General features: G+C 65.1%; 21 protein-coding genes. 16 read left to right on the top strand and 5 right to left on the bottom strand.

Annotated elements, in window-relative coordinates; translation table 11 throughout:
- Positions 1 to 7: 7 nt before the first annotated feature.
- Complete coding sequence (locus tag QTI24_RS20350; RefSeq protein WP_286602939.1) at positions 8 to 211, bottom strand: hypothetical protein; 204 nt, start codon at positions 209 to 211, stop codon at positions 8 to 10.
- Between the two features lie 181 nt (positions 212 to 392).
- Between QTI24_RS20350 and QTI24_RS20345 the strand changes: the two genes are divergently transcribed.
- Positions 393 to 1,265, top strand: a complete 873-nt coding sequence (locus QTI24_RS20345) for a LysR family transcriptional regulator (RefSeq protein ID WP_286602938.1) — start codon at positions 393 to 395, stop codon at positions 1,263 to 1,265.
- Here QTI24_RS20345 and QTI24_RS20340 read toward each other — a convergent pair.
- On the bottom strand, positions 1,262 to 1,573 hold the full coding sequence (locus QTI24_RS20340; protein ID WP_286602937.1) for a hypothetical protein: 312 nt from the start codon (positions 1,571 to 1,573) through the stop codon (positions 1,262 to 1,264). The genes QTI24_RS20345 and QTI24_RS20340 overlap by 4 nt on opposite strands.
- A gap of 213 nt (positions 1,574 to 1,786) precedes the next feature.
- On the opposite strand from QTI24_RS20340, the gene QTI24_RS20335 reads away from it, so the two are divergent.
- Together QTI24_RS20335 and QTI24_RS20330 are read left to right on the top strand one after the other, a co-directional pair.
- Positions 1,787 to 2,266: an arsenate reductase/protein-tyrosine-phosphatase family protein gene (locus tag QTI24_RS20335; RefSeq protein WP_286602936.1), complete on the top strand. Its 480-nt coding sequence runs from the start codon at positions 1,787 to 1,789 to the stop codon at positions 2,264 to 2,266.
- Positions 2,267 to 2,424: 158 nt separating this feature from the next.
- Positions 2,425 to 2,712, top strand: a complete 288-nt coding sequence (locus QTI24_RS20330) for a hypothetical protein (RefSeq protein WP_286602934.1) — start codon at positions 2,425 to 2,427, stop codon at positions 2,710 to 2,712.
- Between the two features lie 158 nt (positions 2,713 to 2,870).
- Here QTI24_RS20330 and QTI24_RS20325 read toward each other — a convergent pair whose 3' ends face one another.
- Positions 2,871 to 4,085 carry a LysR family transcriptional regulator gene (locus QTI24_RS20325; RefSeq protein WP_286602933.1) on the bottom strand — a complete coding sequence of 405 codons (1,215 nt, stop codon included), beginning with the start codon at positions 4,083 to 4,085 and terminating at the stop codon, positions 2,871 to 2,873.
- Between the two features lie 193 nt (positions 4,086 to 4,278).
- On the opposite strand from QTI24_RS20325, the gene QTI24_RS20320 reads away from it, so the two are divergent.
- The 6 genes from QTI24_RS20320 to QTI24_RS20295 are packed head-to-tail and all read left to right on the top strand — an operon-like array spanning position 4,279 to position 10,453.
- The gene (locus tag QTI24_RS20320; RefSeq protein WP_286602932.1) at positions 4,279 to 5,394 is read left to right on the top strand and encodes a 4-oxalomesaconate tautomerase; all 1,116 of its coding nucleotides are present in this window, start codon (positions 4,279 to 4,281) and stop codon (positions 5,392 to 5,394) included.
- On the top strand, positions 5,391 to 6,419 hold the full coding sequence (locus QTI24_RS20315; RefSeq protein ID WP_286602930.1) for an amidohydrolase family protein: 1,029 nt from the start codon (positions 5,391 to 5,393) through the stop codon (positions 6,417 to 6,419). The genes QTI24_RS20320 and QTI24_RS20315 overlap by 4 nt, the downstream gene beginning before the upstream one ends.
- A gap of 2 nt (positions 6,420 to 6,421) precedes the next feature.
- Positions 6,422 to 7,123 (top strand): 4-carboxy-4-hydroxy-2-oxoadipate aldolase/oxaloacetate decarboxylase, encoded by a 702-nt coding sequence (gene ligK / locus QTI24_RS20310; protein WP_503011293.1) that lies wholly within the window; start codon positions 6,422 to 6,424, stop codon positions 7,121 to 7,123.
- An 11-nt stretch (positions 7,124 to 7,134) separates the two neighbouring features.
- The gene (locus QTI24_RS20305; RefSeq protein ID WP_286602928.1) at positions 7,135 to 8,112 is read left to right on the top strand and encodes a Bug family tripartite tricarboxylate transporter substrate binding protein; all 978 of its coding nucleotides are present in this window, start codon (positions 7,135 to 7,137) and stop codon (positions 8,110 to 8,112) included.
- An 18-nt stretch (positions 8,113 to 8,130) separates the two neighbouring features.
- Positions 8,131 to 9,435: a gallate dioxygenase gene (locus QTI24_RS20300; RefSeq protein WP_286602927.1), complete on the top strand. Its 1,305-nt coding sequence runs from the start codon at positions 8,131 to 8,133 to the stop codon at positions 9,433 to 9,435.
- A gap of 40 nt (positions 9,436 to 9,475) precedes the next feature.
- Positions 9,476 to 10,453 carry a tripartite tricarboxylate transporter substrate binding protein gene (locus tag QTI24_RS20295; protein WP_286602925.1) on the top strand — a complete coding sequence of 326 codons (978 nt, stop codon included), beginning with the start codon at positions 9,476 to 9,478 and terminating at the stop codon, positions 10,451 to 10,453.
- Positions 10,454 to 10,484: 31 nt separating this feature from the next.
- Here QTI24_RS20295 and QTI24_RS20290 read toward each other — a convergent pair whose 3' ends face one another.
- Entirely contained in the window at positions 10,485 to 10,901 is a 417-nt protein-coding gene (locus tag QTI24_RS20290; RefSeq protein ID WP_286602924.1) for a hypothetical protein, read from the bottom strand.
- A 122-nt stretch (positions 10,902 to 11,023) separates the two neighbouring features.
- Positions 11,024 to 11,743, bottom strand: a complete 720-nt coding sequence (arsH, locus tag QTI24_RS20285; protein ID WP_286602923.1) for an arsenical resistance protein ArsH — start codon at positions 11,741 to 11,743, stop codon at positions 11,024 to 11,026.
- A gap of 93 nt (positions 11,744 to 11,836) precedes the next feature.
- On the opposite strand from arsH, the gene QTI24_RS20280 reads away from it, so the two are divergent.
- The 7 genes from QTI24_RS20280 (at position 11,837) to QTI24_RS20250 (ending at position 18,933) form a co-directional block, all read left to right on the top strand.
- A complete protein-coding gene (locus QTI24_RS20280) occupies positions 11,837 to 12,352 on the top strand; it encodes a nucleoside deaminase (RefSeq protein ID WP_286602922.1) in 516 nt (171 codons plus the stop codon).
- Between the two features lie 108 nt (positions 12,353 to 12,460).
- On the top strand, positions 12,461 to 13,543 hold the full coding sequence (gene serC, locus QTI24_RS20275) for a 3-phosphoserine/phosphohydroxythreonine transaminase (protein WP_286602921.1): 1,083 nt from the start codon (positions 12,461 to 12,463) through the stop codon (positions 13,541 to 13,543).
- Complete coding sequence (locus tag QTI24_RS20270) at positions 13,536 to 14,723, top strand: phosphoglycerate dehydrogenase (protein WP_286602920.1); 1,188 nt, start codon at positions 13,536 to 13,538, stop codon at positions 14,721 to 14,723. The genes serC and QTI24_RS20270 overlap by 8 nt, the downstream gene beginning before the upstream one ends.
- Positions 14,724 to 14,809: 86 nt before the next feature.
- Complete coding sequence (locus QTI24_RS20265; protein ID WP_286602918.1) at positions 14,810 to 15,838, top strand: class I fructose-bisphosphate aldolase; 1,029 nt, start codon at positions 14,810 to 14,812, stop codon at positions 15,836 to 15,838.
- A 106-nt stretch (positions 15,839 to 15,944) separates the two neighbouring features.
- Positions 15,945 to 16,331 carry an energy transducer TonB gene (locus QTI24_RS20260; protein ID WP_286602916.1) on the top strand — a complete coding sequence of 129 codons (387 nt, stop codon included), beginning with the start codon at positions 15,945 to 15,947 and terminating at the stop codon, positions 16,329 to 16,331.
- A gap of 111 nt (positions 16,332 to 16,442) precedes the next feature.
- On the top strand, positions 16,443 to 17,489 hold the full coding sequence (locus QTI24_RS20255) for an AI-2E family transporter (RefSeq protein WP_286602915.1): 1,047 nt from the start codon (positions 16,443 to 16,445) through the stop codon (positions 17,487 to 17,489).
- Between the two features lie 91 nt (positions 17,490 to 17,580).
- Positions 17,581 to 18,933 carry a tetratricopeptide repeat protein gene (locus tag QTI24_RS20250; protein ID WP_286602914.1) on the top strand — a complete coding sequence of 451 codons (1,353 nt, stop codon included), beginning with the start codon at positions 17,581 to 17,583 and terminating at the stop codon, positions 18,931 to 18,933.
- Positions 18,934 to 19,043: the final 110 nt, after the last annotated feature.

Below are 19,043 nucleotides of genomic sequence, written 5' to 3'. Positions count from 1 at the left end.
CTGGCCTTTAGCGCAAGCCGACGCGCGAGGCGTGCCAGCGCAACACCGCTGCGCGCGCTGGGTCCTTGGCTTCGATGGCATTGGCCTTCACCTGCAAGGCGCGCATTTCCTCCACTTCTTCGATGACCGAGCGTGGGTTCAACAGCGCTTGTGCAAGCGCCTGGGCTTCTTCGGACAGGGTGTTGAGAGCACGGAGCAAGCGATCGGGCATACCAACGATTTTTGACGATCGGTGAACGATAGACATCGAGAAGTTCCTTTTCGAATGGAGTGGGACTGCGGCGTGCAAGGTTCAGGCCCGGATGAATTGCATCTTCGCTGTAGCTTCTTGATAAGTAAAACGAGATTTATTGCCGGTTGAATGCAAAAATTCTGCCCTGAAAGGCGCAGCCATGGACATCACTCTAGCCCGGACCTTCCTGGAGATCGTCGAGACGCAAAGCTTCCAGCGCGCCGCGCAGAAGCTCCACGTCACGCAGACCTCTGTCAGCGCCCGGGTGCGTACGCTCGAAGAGTTGCTCGAACGTCGGTTGTTCGTGCGTAACAAGGCTGGAGCGGCGCTCACCCGGGCGGGCGAGCAATTCCTGCCGCACGCGACCATGCTGGTGCAAGTCTGGGAGCGGGCACGCCACCAGGTGGCGGTGCCGGTCGGCAGCCGTGCCGTACTCGCTGCGGGGTGCGAGATCAGCCTCTGGGATCCGTTGCTGTTGCGATGGCTGCTGCAACTGCGGGCCGATGACGCGAGCCTGGCGATCCGCACGGAGGTGGGTTTTCCCCACGATCTGCTCGACAAGGTCGCCGCAGGGGTGCTCGACATTGCCATCGTCTACGCGCCGCAGCAGCGGCCCGGCTTGCGCGTGGAGCTTCTCATCGAAGAAAAGCTCGTCATGGTGACAACGGCGAAGCCCGCGCGCATTCCGCAGCCTGCGGACTACGTCTACGTTGATTGGGGCCCCGAGTTCGCAACGCAGCACGACCTCGCGTTTCCGGGACTCGCCCATGCCGCAGTGAGTGCTGGCTTAGGGCCGCTCGGTCGCGAGTTTCTTCTGGCCGCCGGCGGCACAGGGTACTTCCGGCTCGACGTAGTCCGCGCCTATCTGGAATCGGGCCATCTTCTTCGCGTGCCGGACACGCCTGAGTTCCTGTACCCCGCCTATGCGGTGTACGCCGTCGGTGCAGATACCAGGATCGTCGACCCGGCGCTGGCCGTGCTGCGCAAGGTGGCGAGCGCCGGCCCGGCGGTCTTGGCAGTCAAGCCCTCCTAGATGGGCCGGGAGGCCGGATCTCCGAGTCCGTTCGCAACGGTCAACTCGTGGACCTTGAGGGCGCTTTCATAGAGCAGGCAGAGTGGCATGCTGATGAACACCATCCCCGCCGAGTAGATGATCAGGCTGGCAACGGGGAAGTCGGCATTGCTCAGACAAGGATAGGCGGCCACCAGCGCTGCGCCGGCGACCAGCAGGATCACGACCCGCAAGGCCCATCGGATCCAGTTGATCCGCCGGTATCCCAGGGGATCGAATCTTTCGCGGTCCGAGCGAGTGAATCGGCTTTCGTCTTGAGTCGAATCCATGTTCTCTCCTCGGTGGGGCGGCTTTGTATTCGGAGCATTTGGCTCCGTCCAAGTCGACACGACAACCGCGTTGATTTCCTTATTGACTGTTGGACGGAACTCGTCATTCCTGGGGAGTGGTGGGTTTAACGCGCTTGCGGAGATGGCCCCCGCGCCCCTAACCTACCCCTCGTCATCTGCTTCAGTCGGTTTTCAATGGTCGCAAAGCGCTTCGTGGTGATCTTCGTCTCCCGTCGCAATTCCTTGCGCAGCATCCTGGCTCATGCCTGCCTGGCGCACCTCGGTGCAGACCGCTTTTCCGCCTACTCGTGCGGGCACCCGGCCCATGTCAGCGACGAGATTCATCCGGCCGCCATCAGAGCGCTCACCGGCACAGGCATGCAGGTGCCGCAGTCACAACCTCACGGCTGGAACGACATGATCCGGGGGCTTTCTCCGCGGGCGAATTTCGTGATCACACTCGACGAAGCCACATTGCCGTTTCAACCCAACTGGCCCGGGCAGCCCGACGCCGCCTTGTGGGATTTTCCGGATATCGTGGCCCTCGACAACGCCGAGGACATCGATCGCGCAGCCCTCCAGGTGCTGTACGCGCTGCGTCGTCGGTTGGAGCTTTTGATCAGTCTGCCGCTGCACGGCGCGGACCCTGCAGCGATCCGCTCGGATGTGCGTGATCTGGCGCACATGCAATAGCCCCTTCGTCGCGAGACTTTCCTCACGCCCTGCTCGGGTTTTTGCGGGGTAGGAGAAGCATCGCGGGACCGTCTTCAGCAATGCTTAAGGATCGGCGCCGAGACTGATTTCATGGCAAAGGAAATCGTCCCGAGCCCGACCGACAAAGGATCATCGCCATGAAGACGCCTGTTGCCCCGAAGCCGCTCACACCGTCCCAGATCAAGCTCGTGCTGGAACTGCTCGAGCTTTGCCCACTGGCGCCGAAGGAGACGGCTGCAAAGTTCAATCGGCTGACCCAGGTCGGCACGTTCTCCGAAGCGCAGCAGGATGCCATCGAGATCCTCTTCGCGCTGGACGAGGACGAGATTCCCGACGCCCTCTTTGAGTTTGCCGATGACGAGGCCCGGGACATCGTTCGCGACGGGCTGGCGCACGAGGCGCATCTTCGTTTCGTCGCGGTCTGAGAAGAAAGTGGATGAAGTCGAGGCCACGGTCCAGGGAGTTCGCTCCGAGAGACCGCGCCCGACAAATTGATGCGTGACAGCAGCCCATCGATTGTGCTGTTGATGCCATGGAGCAGACGTAAGATTCTTCCGAGATCAAGCCTGAAGGATCTCTGCTCTCAATAGGATGGCAGTCGCTTCACGCAATGTCGGATTTCCTCCATCAGAGCCAGCGCGCAAGGCGCGGCCAGGGCGCCACCGCGCTGCGTGATCCCGATTTGCCGCTGTGTGCTCGCCAGTGGAAAGTTCAGCACCACCAGGGTTCCGGCCTCGATCTCGTAGTGGAGCTGATGTGCGGAGATGGCCGTCACCATGTCGCTTTGAAGCAGCAGGCCGCGCAACAGTGCCAGGTCACCTGTCTCGACGGCGGGCTCCGGTGCCGATTGGCCTGCATGATGGAAAAATCGCTCCAACAACTCGCGCGAAGGTGAGCCCCGCCGGGACAACACCCAGCCCGCCCGGCGCAGTTGCGCGAAGCTGATGCGCGGTGCCGCGGCGAGCGGATGGTCGGCGCGGGCGATCAATGAAATGCGGTCGTCGAACAACGGCTCCTGCACCAGATCCCTGGCCTCGGCTTCGGGCCGCAGCGCCCCCAGGATGAAATCCACCTCGCCACTGCGCAACGCGGCAGCGAGCACCTCGTAAGGGCTCTCCACGGTGCTGACGTGCACACGTGGATGCTCGGCCAGCAGTGCGGAGATGGCCGCCGGCAGCACCAGCGTTCGCGACAGCGGTAGCGCGCCGACCATCACGCTGCCCTGGACGACGCCCTGAATCGCCGCAAGATCGGAATCGAGGCTGCGCAGTTCGGCCAAGGCCCGCTTGCATCGGAACGCGAGCAGTTCGCCCGTTCGCGTCGGCCGCACGCCGCGCGCCGAACGGGTGAAGAGGGCGCACCCGGATCGCTCCTCGAGATCACGCACCAGCGCGCTCAGCGCCGGCTGCGTCACGCCGAAAGCGCGCGCGACAGCGGGCATGTTGTGCATTTCGGCCAAGCCGGCGAAGAGTGCCAATCGCCGCCCGCTGAACATCGCCGTCAGCAGGCCGCGCGCATCGAGCCGGCGTGTGCCATCGGTCGGGAGCAACTCCTGGCTGGCCGCGACGAACTCCTGCTCCACACGCACCGCGCGCGCAAACACGGCCTTGCCGTAGACGGTCAACAGCATGCCTCGTGCCCTGCGTTCGAAGAGGGCCACGCCCAGCGATGCCTCCAGTTCGCCGACCGCGCGTGTGACCGCGGACGCCACGCGGAACAGGTTCTCGGCGGCCCGCGTGACGCTGCCGGTGGTCGCAACACTCGTGAAAGCCTGAAGGTGCCGTAGATTGATCGCCAAGGGGTCCTGTTGCGCGGCCCGAGGCATCTCGATAACTTTTGTCGATGGCAATGCGGGGACTCCTGCTGTGTAGCTGCAAGTAATGGATGGCGCGAAAGATGGAAGGGGTAAACCCTTGGTCGATAAATAAGTAAGAACGCAGCGAAATTAGAACTCACACCGCGCCCAGCGTGTTCGGCCGAGACTATGGCCCATGGCGACGACCTCCTTCAGCTCCCTCGATGCGGTCCCTTGCGTGTGGATGCGTGGCGGCACTTCCAAGGCTGCCTTTTTCCATGCAAGCGACCTGCCAGTCGAACCGGCCGCGCGCGACGCGCTCATCCTCGCCGCGATGGGCCATCCGGACGCGCGGCAGATCGACGGCATCGGCGGCGGCCATCCGCTCACGACCAAGGTGGCGTTCATTTCGCGGTCGCAGGATGCGCGCGCCGATGTCGACTACCTGTTCGGGCAGGTGGTGGCGGCCGAGTCGCGCATCGACTATGCGCCGACCTGCGGCAACATCCTTGCAGCCGTTGGCCCGTTCGCGCTGGAAGAGGGCCTCGTCGCCGCTCAGCCGCAGGAGTCGGTGGTGCGCATCCGCATGGTGAACACCAACTCCTACTGCGACGCTGTGGTGCAGACGCCTGGCGGCCGGGTGGCCTACAGCGGCGACACGCACATCAGCGGCGTACCTGGAGAGGGATCGCCGATCGAGCTGCGCTTCTCCGACATCGTCGGTTCGAGTTGCGGCGCGTTGCTGCCCACGGGCGAGCCCACCGATCGCATCGACGGCGTCGAGGTCAGCTGCATCGACAACGGCATGCCCGTGGTCGTGATGCGCGCAGCGGACCTCGGTTGCACCGGCAACGAGACACCGGCCGAGCTGGACGCCAACACGGCGCTCAAGGCGCGCATCGAGTCGATCCGCCTTCAGGCCGGCCAGCTCATGGGCCTGGGCGACGTGAGCGTCAAGGTCGTGCCGAAGATGACGCTGGTATCGCCCGCGCAGGCCGGCGGTTCGCTGAACACCCGCACCTTCATTCCACGCAAGTGCCATGACGCGATCGGTGTGCTGGGCGCGGTCTCGGTGGCTTCGGCCTGCGTGCTGTCAGGCACCGTGACCGAGCCGCTGTGCCGCCTCGGTGCCGCGCCGCGGCACGACCTTTCGGTGGAGCACCCGACCGGCGAGTTCACCGTGCGCCTGCTGATGGACGACAGCGGCCTTGCCATCGCCGGCGCCGCACTTCTGCGCACCGCACGGCCGCTCTTCCGCGGCCAGGTGCTGGTGCCCCCGCAACCCTTGATTCGAAAACTGGACCCTGCATGATCATCGACTGTCACGGCCACTACACCACCGCGCCCAAGGCGCTGGAGGAATGGCGCAACCGCCAGATCGCCAGCCTCGGCAATCCCGCGGAGACCCCTTCGTCCGCGTCGCTGAAGATCAGCGACGACGAGCTGCGCGAATCCATCGAAAGCAACCAGCTGCAGAAGATGCGCGAACGCGGCAGCGACCTGACCATCTTCTCGCCCCGTGCAAGCTTCATGGCGCACCACATCGGCAACTTCGAGACGAGCGCTACGTGGGCCGCGATCTGCAATGAGTTGTGCCACCGCGTTGCGCAGCTCTTTCCGGACAACTTCATCGGCGCGGCCATGCTGCCGCAGTCGCCCGGCGTCGATCCGCGCACTTGCATTCCCGAACTGGAGCGCTGCGTCAAGGACTATGGCTTCGTCGGCATCAATCTCAACCCCGACCCTTCCGGCGGGCACTGGACCTCGCCGCCGCTGTCGGACCGCCACTGGTATCCGATCTACGAGAAGATGGTCGAGCACGACATTCCGGCGATGGTGCACGTGAGCACGAGCTGCAATGCCTGCTTCCACACCACCGGCGCGCACTACCTCAATGCCGACACCACGGCCTTCATGCAGTGCCTGACCTCGGACTTGTTCAAGGACTTCCCGACGCTGCGCTTCGTGATCCCGCATGGCGGCGGTGCGGTTCCCTACCACTGGGGGCGTTTCCGAGGTCTCGCGCAGGAGCTGAAGAAGCCGCTGCTGAAAGATCACCTGCTGAACAACATCTTCTTCGACACCTGCGTGTACCACCAGGCGGGCATCGATCTGCTGACACGCGTGATCCCGGTCGACAACATCCTGTTCGCGAGCGAAATGATCGGCGCCGTGCGCGGCATCGATCCCGAGACCGGCTTCCCTTACGACGACACGCGGCGCTACATCGACGCGACGCCGATGCTCGACGGCGACGCGCGCCACAAGGTCTACGAAGGAAACGCGCGCCGCGTATACCCGCGCCTCGATCGCGCACTGACTGCCAAGGGACTATGAACATGACGCAAACCAGCACACCTCAGGAACTCGGCGTCGTCCACCGCCGGATCACGCGCGCCGACTCCGCCGCCGTCGAAAAGCTCTCGCGCTTCGGCGTCTCCACCGTGCACGAGGCGCTCGGGCGGCTCGGGCTCATGCAGCCGCGCATCCGCCCCATCTACCCCGACGCGCGATTCTGCGGCCCCGCCGTCACTGTCCTGCTGCAGCCCGGCGACAACTGGATGCTGCATGTCGCGGCCGAGCAGATCCAGCCCGGCGACGTGGTGATCGCGGCCTGCACCAGCGACAGCACCGACGGCTTCTTCGGCGACCTGCTGGCGACCTCGTTCAAGGCGCGCGGCTGCAAGGGCCTCGTGATCGACGGCGGCGTGCGCGACGTGCGCGACCTTACTGCGATGAACTTTCCCGTGTTCAGCCGTGCCATCCATTCCAAGGGCACGATCAAGGCGACGCTGGGTTCGGTCAACGTGCCGGTGGTGTGCGCCGGCGCGCTCGTGCAACCGGGCGACGTGGTGGTGGCCGACATCGACGGCGTGGTCGTGGTGCCTGCTTCGCGTGCGCAGCAGGTGGCCGATGCGGCCGAAGCCCGCGAAGCGAACGAGACCGGCAAGCGTACGCGCTTCGCCGCGGGCGAACTTGGCCTCGACATGTATGCCATGCGTGAGCCGCTGGCCAAGGCCGGCCTGCGCTACATCGACTGACTGGAGGCACCATGAAAAAACTCGACGCATTCGCGGCTCTCGCGGCCACCGTGCTGTCCCTGGCCGCAACGCCATCCCATTCGCAGGATTTCCCCACCCGTGCGGTGCGCATCATCACGCCATTCCCGGTCGGCAGCGGCCCCGAAGGCGTGGTGAGGCTCCTGGCCGACAAGCTCAGCCGCACCTGGGGCAAGCCGGTGACCGTCGAGAACCGCCCGGGCGGCAACGGCTTCATCGCCATCGATGCGTTCAAGCGCGGCGCGACCGACGGGCACGACCTGATCCAGCTGGACAACGTCCATCTCGTCGCTTATCCGCACCTGTTCAAGAAGCTGCCCTATGACCCGGTGAAGGACTTCGAGCAGATCGCACCACTGTTCCGCACCAATTTCTTCTTCACCGTGGCGACGGACAGCAAGTACAAGTCGGTAGGGCAGATCGTGGCCGACGCCAAGGCCAATCCCGGCAAGCTCAACTACGGTTCGTGGTCGATCGGCAATCCGGTGCACCTGGGCTCGGCGTTGTTCGAGACGATGACGGGCACCCAGATGACCCACGTCATCTACAAGGAAACCACGCAGCTCTACACCAGCGTCGCGACGAACGAGTTGTCCTTCGCGCTCGGCACGCTGGGTTCGGCGGGCGCCATGCAGCGGGCCGGCAAGCTGCGCTATCTCGCCGTGGCCGCGCCGGCGCGGCATCCGGCGTTCCCCGATGTGCCGACGGTGGCCGAATCCGGCGGTCCCGCAGGTTTCGAGGTCGTCGGCTGGACGACACTGGCCGCACCCGCCGGCCTGCCGCGCGCCGTGAGCGACAAGATCCGGCGTGATGTGGAGACGGCATTGGCCGATCCCGATTTCAAGGCCAAGTTCGTGGCTTTCGGCTATGAGCCGTTCCCGGTCACGCGCGACAAGTTCGAGTTGTACGTGCAGGCCGAGTCCAAGCGGATGGCGGCGGTGATCAAGCAAGCGAACGTCTCGCTCGACTGACAGCTACAAGGATTCATCATGGCTCGCATCATCGGCGCCGTCGCCTGCTCCCACACCCCGACCATCGGCTTCGCCTTCGACAAGAACAAGCAGGACGATCCGGTCTGGGCGCCCATCTTCAAGGCCTTCGAGCCGGTGCAGCGCTGGCTGGCCGAACGGCAGCCGGACGTGCTGTTCTTCATCTACAACGACCACGTCAGCTCCTTTTTCTTCGACCACTATTCGGCGTTCTCGCTGGGCGTCGGCGAACGCCACGCGGTGGCGGACGAGGGCGGCGGCGCACGCGACCTGCCGCCCCTGGACGGGCACCCGGCGCTGGCGCGGCACATCGGCCGCTCGCTCGTGGCGGACGAGTTCGACATGTCCTTCTTCCAGGACCGGGCGCTGGACCACGGCGTCTTCTCGCCGCTGTCGCTGCTGTGCCCCCACAAGCCCGCATGGACCGTGCCGGTCATTCCGCTGCAGGTCGGCGTGCTGCAATCGCCCGTGCCTTCGGCCCGGCGCTGCTACCGCCTCGGCCAGGCACTGCGCCGCGCCATCGAGAGCTATCCGGAAGACCTGAAGGTCGCCATCGTCGCCACCGGCGGGCTGTCGCACCAGGTGCATGGCGAGCGCGCGGGCTTCAACAACACGGCGTGGGACGCGCGGTTTCTCGAACTGATCGAGAACGACCCCGTGCGGCTCACCGAGATGACGCAGGCCGAGTTGGCGACGCTCGGGGGCATGGAGGGCGCCGAAGTCATCATGTGGCTGGTCATGCGCGGGGCCTTGTCGTCGAACGTGCGCAAGACGCATCAGAGCTACTACCTGCCGTCCATGACTGGCATCGCGACCCAGATCTACGAGAACCTCGCAAGCCCGCCGATCGCGGGCGAGGCGCAGCGGCATCGGCGTCACATGGACGAGCAGCTCGCCGGTGTCGAAGCGCTCCAGGGCACCTATCCGTTCTCGCTGGAGACCAGCGTGCGCGCCTACCGCCTCAACAAGTTCCTGCACGGGATGACGCGTCCCGAGCACCGGGCGCATTTCTTCGCGGACGAAGAGGCCGCGTTCGAGGCAGCGGAACTGACGCCGCAGGAGCGCGACATGGTGCGTCGTCGCGACTGGCGCGGGTTGATCCACTACGGCGTCATCTTCTTCATGCTGGAGAAGCTCGGTGCGGTCGTCGGCGTGTCCAACCTCCACATCTACGCCGCCATGCGTGGCGAGACGCTGGAGGCATTCCAGCAAACCCGCAACGCCCCCGGCGCGCTGTATTCGGTCGCCGGCAAGGATGCCAAGGCGCAGGCCTGGGATGCCGCGCCCGCGGCCGACAAACGCTGACGTCGCGTCGGCCCTTCGTTTTCATCTTCGGAATCTCTTCATGAAATCCATCCTGTCTCGTTGCGCATTCGCGCTGGCCGCGTTGCTGCCCCTTGCCACATCGAGCGCGGCGGCTGCAGATGCCTACCCATCGAAGCCAATCAAGATCCTTGTCGGATACAGCGCTGGCGGTGCGGTGGATGCCATCGCACGCTCGGTCGGGCAGCGCATGGCCGCCACCCTCGGCCAACCCGTCATCGTCGAGAACAAGCCGGGGGCCGGTACGAACATCGCCGTCAAGGCGCTCATCGCCAGTCCGCCCGACGGCTATACGCTACTGCTGGCGGCCAACGCGCTCGCCGTGAATCCGTCGCTGTTCCAGCCGGCGCCCTACGACCTGGAGCGCGACCTCACGCCGGTGTCATTGGTCGGAAGGGTGCCTGTGGTGCTGGCCGTGCGCGAAGGTTCGGAGATCAAGACGCTGGCGCAGTTGTCCGCCGCGACCAAGGCCAAGCCAGGCACGATCAGCGTGGCGACGCCGGGCAACGGTTCGACGCCGCACCTGGCGATGGAGCTTTTCCAGCACACGGCGGGCCTCTCGTGGCGGCACGTGCCCTACAAGGGGGGCGCGCAGGCGCTCACGGATGTGCTCGGCGGCCATGTCGACGTGGTGGCGGTAAATGCGCTGGAGGCGCTGCCGCTGGTGAAAGGCGGCAAGCTGCGTGTGCTGGCCGTCATGAGCCCTGAGCGCTCCGCAGTGCTGCCGGGCGTGCCGACCGTGGCTGAGTCGGGCTATCCGGGCTTCGAGTCCAGTGTCTGGTATGGCTTCGTCGCGCCGGCGGGTTTGCCGAGGCCGATCCTGGCGAAGGTGCACGAGGCCGTGCAGAAGGCGCTCGAATCGAGCGAGGTGCGCGACCAGCTGGCAGCGGCAGGTGGCGTGTCGCTGCCCGGTGCGCCCGAGCTGTTCGGCAAGCTGGTCAAGGACGACGCCGCGCGCTACGGCAAGCTGATCCGCGAAGCCAACATCAAGCCCGACTGAAACCCTGCAGCGCCGCGGCCAGTGAATCCTTTCACTGGAACACGACCCGCGCGGTCGCCGCGGCTTCCTTCCAGACGGCCTCGCGATTGCCGGCGTGGACAGGCGCTGGTTCCACCGACAGGATGATGACGTTGACTGTGGCGCCGCTGTAGTGCGCGCGCAGCATCACCTTGAGTTGGGTGGCCGTCGGAACTGCACGCACCTCCTCGCCATCGGGCGCATGCAGCGGAACGTCCGTGGTCGGCGCTGCGAGATAGCGATCGATGGCCGGCAGCGCTACCGTCAAGCGCTGCCCCACCTTGAAGACATGGCCCTCACGCGCGCGAAGTTCCATCGAAAACGCGGGCAGCTTCTGCGGGCGAGTGAGTAGTTCCTTCTTCTGCCGGGCAATGGCGGCGGCCTCGTCGGACAGGGCCTTTGGAACGGGTTCTGCAAAGCGGATGTTCATGGACAGCGATGTTGGACTGGGACGCACGGGGAAGTGCCGGCGCAGTGTACGTCCCACACGGCCGCTTGCAAGACGCATGCGCGGCACGGCGCTGCCAGTTGCGCCAATTTCGTCGCGGCAACTCAGATTCCCCGCTGGCCGACCCGTCTGGACAGTTCCTCGGCACTCTCCTTGCGCTCGCTGTACCGGTCCACCAGGTAGGGGCTGACATCGCGCGTGAGCAGGGTGAACTTGAACAGCTCCTCCATCACGTCGACGACGCGGTCGTAGTAGCTCGAAGGCTTCATGCGGCCGGCTTCGTCGAACTCGAGGTAGGCCTTGGCAACGGACGACTGGTTGGGGATGGTCAGCATCCGCATCCATCGGCCGAGCACGCGCATCTGGTTGATGGCGTTGAACGATTGCGAGCCGCCCGAGACTTCCATGACCGCCAGCGTCTTGCCCTGCGTCGGCCGCACCGCGCCCAGAGCCAGCGGAATCCAGTCGATCTGCGCCTTCATGATGCCGGTCATGGCGCCGTGCCGCTCGGGGGAGGTCCACACCATGCCTTCGGACCACTCGGCCAGCTTGCGCAACTCCTGCACCTTCGGGTCGGTCTCCGGGACGCTGTCGGGCAGGGGCAGGCCTGCCGGATTGAATACCCTCACCTCGCCGCCCATGGCCTCGAGAAGCCGCGCCGCCTCCAGCGTCAGGAGCCTGCTGTACGAGCGCTCGCGCAGGGAGCCATAGAGCATCAGAAAGCGGGGGCGATGCAGGGAGGGCTCGCGGGCGACGAGTCGCTCCCGCGTCGGGGCGTCGAACAGCGCCGTGTCGAGCGCGGGGAATGTAGTGTGTTCAGTCATGACGTTCGTCCATCGTGCTGGCGTCGCCTTGGGAATCGCGTCGCAGCCGATGATCGTTGTGAGAGTATCGCGCCCCATCGAGGAGTACCCGTCATGTCCGAAACGAATCCCCCGTCGTCCCAGGGTCCGCGCCCCACGCACGAACAGATGGTGCGCCACCTGCGCCGCTCCAACGAAGTCGCCCGCCGCGCCATCGCGCTCGGCCACCACCCCTTCGGCGCCGTGCTGGTCGGCCCCGACAACGAGACCGTGCTGCTGGAGCAGTGCAACGTCGACACCGTCAACCATGCCGAGTCCGTGCTGGCGCGCGTGGCCGCGACCAACTACACACCCGAGTTCCTCTGGGGTTGCACGCTCTACACCGCCGTCGAGCCCTGTTGCATGTGCGCGGGCACGGCTTACTGGGCGAACATCGGGCGCGTGGTGTACGGCATGACCGAGGCCCAACTGCTCGTCGAGACCGGCAGCCATGCCGAGAACCCGACGATGAGCGTGCCGTCGCGCTACGTCTTCGACCACTGCCAGAAGGCCGTGGAGCTGATCGGGCCGGTGGTCGAGATCGCGCAGGAGACCATCGAGATGCAGCGCGCGTTCTGGGCCACGCGCTGACGCGTGCTGCGCTGGCTGTTGCGAGAGCCGGTTCGGCAAGCCGTTGCTTTTTGCGTCGACGTCCTGTCGAATGGCGACCTTCCTCGCCATTTTCCAGGAGACTCATACATGACGCGTGTCTTCAACTTCAGCGCGGGCCCCGCGACCCTGCCCGAATCCGTGCTTCGCCAGGCAGCCGACGAGATGCTCGACTGGCGGGGCAGCGGCATGTCGGTCATGGAGATGAGCCACCGCGGGAAGGAGTTCATCTCCATCCACGCCGAGGCTGAAAGCCTGCTGCGCGAGTTGCTGGGGGTGCCGGCGGACTACAAGGTGCTGTTTTTGCAGGGCGGCGCTATCGGCGAGAACGCCATCGTGCCGATGAACATGCTGCGCGGCCGTGCGAGCGCCGACTACATCGACACCGGGGAGTGGTCGAAGAAGTCGATCAAGGAGGCGAAGAAGTACTGCAAGGTCAACGTGGCCGCCAGCAGCGAGGCGGGCGGCTACGTCAGCGTGCCCCGCCGGGAGACTTGGAAGCTCGATCCGGACGCCGCCTACGTGCACATCTGCTCGAATGAAACCATCGGCGGTGTCGAATACCACTGGACCCCCGACACCGGTGAGGTCCCGCTGGTCGCCGACATGTCGAGCAACTTCATGTCGCGGCCGGTCGACGTGCGTCGTTACGGCCTGATCTATGGTGGCGCGCAGAAGAACGTCGGTCCGGCCGGCGTCACCATCGTGATCGTGCGCGACGACCTGATCGGCCAGGCGCTGCCCATCACGCCCTCCGCCTTCGACTACAAGATCCAGGCCGACAACGACTCGATGTTCAACACGCCGCCGACCTACACGATCTACATCGCCGGCCTGGTGTTCAACTGGATCAAGGCGCAGGGCGGGCTCGAGGCGATGGAAGCGCACAACCGCAAGAAAGCCGCGGTGCTGTACGACCACCTGGAGACCACCTCCTTCTTCTACAACCCGGTGACGCGCGAGGACCGGTCGCTGATGAACGTGCCCTTCAAGCTGCGCGACGAATCGCTCGACGAAGCCTTCCTCAAGGGCGCGCAGGCGCGCGGCATGGTGCAACTCAAGGGCCACCGGTCGGTGGGCGGGATGCGAGCGTCGATCTACAACGCCATGCCGATCGAAGGCGTGATGGCGCTCGTCGAGTACATGAAGGAGTTCGAGGTCGGCCATGGCTGACCGGCTCCAGATCCTGGTGCTCAACGAGGTCTCGGCCAAAGGTCTCCAGCGCCTGCCGGCCGATCGCTATGTGACGGGCAAGAACGTGACGGCGCCCGATGCGGTGCTGGTGCGCTCGGCCGACATGCACGCGATGGTCATCCCGCACAGCGTGCGAGCCATCGCCCGCGCCGGCGCCGGCACCAACAATATCCCGGTCAAGGCCATGAGCGAGCGAGGCGTGCCGGTGTTCAATGCGCCGGGCGCCAACGCCAATGCCGTCAAGGAACTGGTGCTAGCGGCCATGCTGATGGCTGCGCGCAACCTCTCCGGCGCCTTGCGCTTCGTCGACGAACTGGGTCCTGGCCGAGCCGACATGGAAAAGACGGTCGAGAACGGCAAGAGCGCCTTCGCCGGCTTCGAGTTGGCCGGGCAGACGCTGGGCATCGCGGGCCTGGGCAAGATCGGCTGCCTGGTGGCCGATGCGGCCATCAAGTTGGGCATGAACGTGCTCGGCTACGACCCGGACATCACCGTCGATGCCGCGTGGAGCTTGCCATCGCAGGTGCGAAAGGCAGCGAGCGTGGCGGACGTGCTGCGCAACGCGCAGTTCGTCACCCTGCACGTGCCGCTGGTGGACGCCACCCGCCACATGGTGAATGCGGACAACATCCGCCTGATGCCGCCCGGCGCGGTGCTGCTGAACTTCTCGCGCGAGGGCGTGGTCAGCAACGATGCGGTGCTGGCGTCGCTGGCCGCGGGGCACCTGGGTCGCTATGTGTGCGACTTTCCCAGCGCCGCGTTGCTGGGACATGAGCGCATCGTGTGTCTGCCGCACCTGGGCGCCTGCACGCGCGAGGCGGAGGAGAACTGCGCCGTCATGGTCGCCGACCAACTGCGCGACTTCCTGGAGGACGGCAACATCGACAATGCGGTGAACTTCCCGAGCGTCAGCATGGGGCGAGAGTCGGCTTACCGCGTGGCGATAGCCAACGCCAACGTTCCCAACATGCTCGGGCAGATTTCCACCGCCATGGCGAATGCCGGGCTGAACATCCACAACATGGTCAACAAGTCGCGCGGCGACATGGCCTACACGCTGGTCGATATCGACAGCGCCGTGAGCCCGGCGGTTCTGGCCGACATCGCCTCGATCGACGGGGTTCTGTCAGCGCGCTACCTGCCGCGCGCTGCGGACTGACTTCGTCTTGGCATCACGCCCAACAGGGGCACTTGCATCGAAGCGCCTCCCGGCAGGAGACTGGCCTCTCTGATTGGAGACACACCATGGCCACTTCGAGTGAACTTGAAGCCACAGTGAAAGCGCTGGTCCAGAAGGGCAGGGGCATCCTCGCCGCCGACGAAAGCGGTCCGACGATCGCCAAGCGTTTCAAGACGATTGGCGTGGAGTCTACGGAGGACAACCGGCGCGCCTACCGCGGCCTGCTGCTCTCGACGCCGGACCTCGGCCAGCACGTGAGCGGCGTCATCCTGTACGAGGAGACGCTGGGGCAGCGTGCCGACGATGGCGAGCCGCTGCCACAACTGGCGGCGCGGCAAGGCATCGTGCCGGGCATCAAGGTCGATGCCGGCAAGATTCCGCTCGCACTGGCACCGGGCGACGAAATCACACTGGGGCTGGACGGGCTGGCGCAACGCCTCCAGGGGTACAAGCAGCAGGGTGCGCGCTTTGCCAAGTGGCGCGCGGTCTACAACGTCTCCGGCACACTGCCCAGCCGAGCCGCGATCGAAGCCAACGCGGAGGCACTCGCGCGCTACGCTGCCGTATGCCAGGAACTGGGCGTGGTGCCCATCGTGGAGCCGGAAGTGCTGATCGACGGGGACCACACGATCGCGCGCTGCGCCGAAGTGACGCAGGAGGTGCTGCACGAGGTCTTCCATGCGCTGCACCGGCACCACGTGGTGCTGGAGCACATGCTGCTCAAGCCGAGCATGGTGGTGCCCGGAAAGACCCACGCACGGCAGTCGACACCAGCGGAGGTGGCCGAGCTGACCCTTCGCGTGCTGCGGCGCTCGGTGCCTGCCGCGGTGCCGAGCATCAACTTCCTCTCGGGAGGGCAGTCACCCGCCGAAGCGACGGCCAACCTGGACGCCCTGAACCGGCTGGGGCCACAGCCCTGGAACTTGAGCTTTTCCTATGGGCGTGCACTGCAGGACCCGGCGCTGCAGGCGTGGCAGGGGAAGTCCGATCAGGCGCGCCAGGCCCAGGACGCTCTGCGCAAGCGCGCACGGCTCAATGGTGCGGCGAGCGAGGGGAAGTACGACGCGGCGATGGAGACTGCCGAGCCTCGATGATCGAAACGCGCTGAGCCTGCCGGGTAGCATCGGCGAACGACTGGATTCGCGCTGCGACATTCGAGCCGTCAAAGACTCATCATTCACAAGGGAAGAGGGAGATCCGATGAATATCCGAAACTGGCCGTTCGGCAAGGCCATGGTTGCGAGCGGCGTCGCTGCGCTGCTGATTGCTTGCGCTGCACCGCCTGCTGCGCAACCTGGCGAATGGGCGCCGAGTCCGCCCAATCCGAACGCCCCGTATCCAGCTGAATCGCGAGAGAAGGGTGAGCAGGGAACGGTGCTGCTGCACGTGCGAACGACGCCGGATGGCCGGCCGGTGGCCGTCGAGGTCAAGCAATCGAGCGGCTATGCACGACTCGATCGCTCGGCCACCGAAACAATATGGAAATGGAAATTCAAGCCGACGCCCGATGACGGCAGGGTGGTCTGGCGAGAGGTGCCGATGCGCTTCTTCATCACGTCGCCGCCTCCGCAGCCGACGCTCAACTAGGGTGCTGTCGCATCTTTGATGCGCTCCGCGCTTGGCGTGCCTTCACATAAGATGAGTTCGCCCTGACACGGCCGACCCGGCCATGCCCCGACCCGCGGAGCTGCACTCAAGATGAACCAACGGTTTCAAACCTTCGTGTATGGAACGGCCATTGCGCTGATGATCGGTTGGATCTGCTACATCGGGCGCGACGTGTTCGTCCCCATCATGTTCAGCGTCTTCGTGGTGTACGTGATCCTCGGCCTCGCGCGGCTGATCGCCCGGATCCCGCTGGTCGGACCCGCGCTTCCGCCCTTCGTCATCTCCATCCTGTCGGTGCTGATCATCGCGTTCGGCCTGTTCATGGTCGTCTACACCATCCTCGCGAGCAAGGACAGCGTCATTGCCCAGGCACCGCGCTACCAGGAATCGCTGCTCGCGGCAGTGCAGCAAGTGGCCATCTTCTTCCACGTCGAGGCGGAGCCGACATGGACGACCTTGCGGCGCGACCTTCTCGCGCAGGTGAGCCTTCAGCGACTGGTCGGGTCAGCGCTGTCGTCCGTATCGTCGATTTTCGCCAGCGTGGTGATCGTGGCGCTCTATGCCTGCTTCCTCCTCGTGGAGCGGGCCCATCTCGACGCGAAGATCTCGAGCATTGCAAGCAGCCCGCAACATGCGCAGCGCATCAGGCAGGTGATTGCGGACATCAATTCGAGAGTGGGCGCCTATCTGGCCCTCAAGACCTTCCTCGGCGTGCTGCTCGGTGTGCTGAGTTACGCGGTCATGCGGTTCACGGGGCTCGAGTTCGCGCCGTTCTGGGCGGTGATGATCGTGCTGCTGAATTTCGTCCCGTACATCGGCTCGTTCCTGAGTGTGCTGCTGCCCGGCGCAATGGCACTTGCACAGTTCGGCGATGCGTCGCACGTCGTTCCGATCCTGCTCTGGCTGACCGTCATTCAGTTCGTCATCGGCAACTTCATTGACCCGTATGTCATGGGGAACTCGCTCAATCTCAGCCCGTTCGCGATCCTGGTGAGCCTCGCGGTCTGGGTGGCGTTGTGGGGTGTGCCCGGCGCCTTCCTGGCGGTGCCGATCACCGCGATGTTGACCATCATCTTCTCGGAGTTTCCCGGCACGCGGCCCTTCGCCGTGCTGCTGTCGCGCAGCGGCCAGCCCTGAGATCTGCACTTCGGCCGCATTGCATGTGGCTCGGCGTCAGGTGTCTAATGTTTTCTCAGGGGGGGTCCAAGCATCCGAGGAGACATTCACGATGATCGAGATCCGTTCCGAATGCCGTGGCCGAACACTTTCACCCTGGCGCTCCGTCGCCCGAGCGTTCGCCGTGTCGATGGTGGTGCTGACTGCCAACGCGGCCTTCGCCGCCGATCCCGATGTTCCACGTGCCGAGCAACTGGTGCGCGACGGCAAGTACCAGGAAGCCTACGATCTGCTCGCGCCGTTCGAGGACGCCAACTCGAACGACGCCACCTTCACCTACTTGCTCGGCCGTGCTGCACTGGGCACGCAGCGCGGCGAAAAAGCGAAGGCGCTGTTCGAGCGCAGTCTTGCGGCGCGACCGGACAACGTCGCCGCGCATCTCGCGCTGGGCCGCGCCTACTTCGCACTCGGAAAGTACGCGGAGGCGAAGATCGAGTTCGAGACAGTGCTGCGCTTCGACAACCTGCCGCCCGACGTTCTGTCCCAGGTCGAGATCTACGACCAGGCAGCGCGACAGTCTCTCGACGAAGGGCGGGCGCTGACGGGCTTCGGCTACGCGGAAACAGGCGTTGGCCGCTATCGGGTGAACTCGACGCGCGGCACGGACGCGTTCGGCGGCGGCGACCGGCGCGACACCTTCTACAACGCGCGTGTGGGCGGGGGCGTGAACTACGCCTTGCAGAACGGCTATGCGATCGACGCGAACCTGGACTACCGGTTCAGGTACTACGACAACTCCGAGAGCAGAAACGATTCCGACCTGCGCTGGAGCCTCGCAGGCAGCAAGACCCTGGGCGACAACAACCTCGCGGCCGGGTTCAGGGGCAGGACCAGTTACCGCGGCGACAGCGACTACCGCAACGATGTTTCCATCTTCACCGACTACCGCATGCGCTACGACCCCGACAACCAGTTCACGCTCGGCGCGGATGTGCGGCGGCGCAGATACCCCGAAGGCAATCTGCGCGACAGAAGCCGCACCACCGCCCTGGTCTCTGCCGGCTGGGTTCGGTCGTTCATGGATGGCAAGGGAAGCTTTTCCGTGACGGGGCACGCCGGGCACAACTATGCGACGAGCCGGCCCGACGGCGACTCGGACGTCTATGGCGCGACCGTTTCCCTCGATTTCACTGTGAACAACAAGCTGAGCTGGGGCACTTTCGCGTGGTGGGAGCGCGATTCCTTCAACGCCGACAACGTTCACTTTCATCCCGATACGCTCGACAACACTGTCATCCTGCGGCGCAGGGACAACCTCTACGAAGTCGGCGCCTACCTGGTCTGGGAATTCGTGCCGACCTGGACGCTGCGTCCGGAGATTCTCTGGATTCGGGACCAGAGCAATTCGGTGGGCTTCAACTACAGCTCGACCGAGGTGTGGATCAACGTGCGCAAGGCCTTCTGATTTTTTCGCTTTCCGCAGTGGCCGGAGCGGTGCCCGATGGTGCTATTGACAAAGGCCCATGAGCCACTGATGCTCATTCGCACCGGGTTGTAGACATGAGCCGTGATCGC

Source organism: Variovorax sp. J22P240 (genome assembly GCF_030316855.1).
GTDB lineage: Bacteria > Pseudomonadota > Gammaproteobacteria > Burkholderiales > Burkholderiaceae_C > Variovorax.
The sequence above is the reverse complement of the archived record's forward strand: the minus strand, read 5'-3'. Positions and strand labels throughout refer to the sequence as shown.

What these genes read in the sequence shown, in the direction of transcription:
- QTI24_RS20350 (WP_286602939.1), bottom strand. Translation starts at nt 211, where the DNA reads ATGCCCGATCGCTTGCTCCGTGCTCTCAACACCCTGTCCGAAGAAGCC.
- QTI24_RS20345 (WP_286602938.1), top strand. Translation starts at nt 393, where the DNA reads ATGGACATCACTCTAGCCCGGACCTTCCTGGAGATCGTCGAGACGCAA.
- QTI24_RS20340 (WP_286602937.1), bottom strand. Translation starts at nt 1,573, where the DNA reads ATGGATTCGACTCAAGACGAAAGCCGATTCACTCGCTCGGACCGCGAA.
- QTI24_RS20330 (WP_286602934.1), top strand. Translation starts at nt 2,425, where the DNA reads ATGAAGACGCCTGTTGCCCCGAAGCCGCTCACACCGTCCCAGATCAAG.
- QTI24_RS20320 (WP_286602932.1), top strand. Translation starts at nt 4,279, where the DNA reads ATGGCGACGACCTCCTTCAGCTCCCTCGATGCGGTCCCTTGCGTGTGG.
- QTI24_RS20315 (WP_286602930.1), top strand. Translation starts at nt 5,391, where the DNA reads ATGATCATCGACTGTCACGGCCACTACACCACCGCGCCCAAGGCGCTG.
- ligK (WP_503011293.1), top strand. Translation starts at nt 6,422, where the DNA reads ATGACGCAAACCAGCACACCTCAGGAACTCGGCGTCGTCCACCGCCGG.
- QTI24_RS20305 (WP_286602928.1), top strand. Translation starts at nt 7,135, where the DNA reads ATGAAAAAACTCGACGCATTCGCGGCTCTCGCGGCCACCGTGCTGTCC.
- QTI24_RS20300 (WP_286602927.1), top strand. Translation starts at nt 8,131, where the DNA reads ATGGCTCGCATCATCGGCGCCGTCGCCTGCTCCCACACCCCGACCATC.
- QTI24_RS20295 (WP_286602925.1), top strand. Translation starts at nt 9,476, where the DNA reads ATGAAATCCATCCTGTCTCGTTGCGCATTCGCGCTGGCCGCGTTGCTG.
- QTI24_RS20290 (WP_286602924.1), bottom strand. Translation starts at nt 10,901, where the DNA reads ATGAACATCCGCTTTGCAGAACCCGTTCCAAAGGCCCTGTCCGACGAG.
- arsH (WP_286602923.1), bottom strand. Translation starts at nt 11,743, where the DNA reads ATGACTGAACACACTACATTCCCCGCGCTCGACACGGCGCTGTTCGAC.
- QTI24_RS20280 (WP_286602922.1), top strand. Translation starts at nt 11,837, where the DNA reads ATGTCCGAAACGAATCCCCCGTCGTCCCAGGGTCCGCGCCCCACGCAC.
- serC (WP_286602921.1), top strand. Translation starts at nt 12,461, where the DNA reads ATGACGCGTGTCTTCAACTTCAGCGCGGGCCCCGCGACCCTGCCCGAA.
- QTI24_RS20270 (WP_286602920.1), top strand. Translation starts at nt 13,536, where the DNA reads ATGGCTGACCGGCTCCAGATCCTGGTGCTCAACGAGGTCTCGGCCAAA.
- QTI24_RS20265 (WP_286602918.1), top strand. Translation starts at nt 14,810, where the DNA reads ATGGCCACTTCGAGTGAACTTGAAGCCACAGTGAAAGCGCTGGTCCAG.
- QTI24_RS20260 (WP_286602916.1), top strand. Translation starts at nt 15,945, where the DNA reads ATGAATATCCGAAACTGGCCGTTCGGCAAGGCCATGGTTGCGAGCGGC.
- QTI24_RS20255 (WP_286602915.1), top strand. Translation starts at nt 16,443, where the DNA reads ATGAACCAACGGTTTCAAACCTTCGTGTATGGAACGGCCATTGCGCTG.
- QTI24_RS20250 (WP_286602914.1), top strand. Translation starts at nt 17,581, where the DNA reads ATGATCGAGATCCGTTCCGAATGCCGTGGCCGAACACTTTCACCCTGG.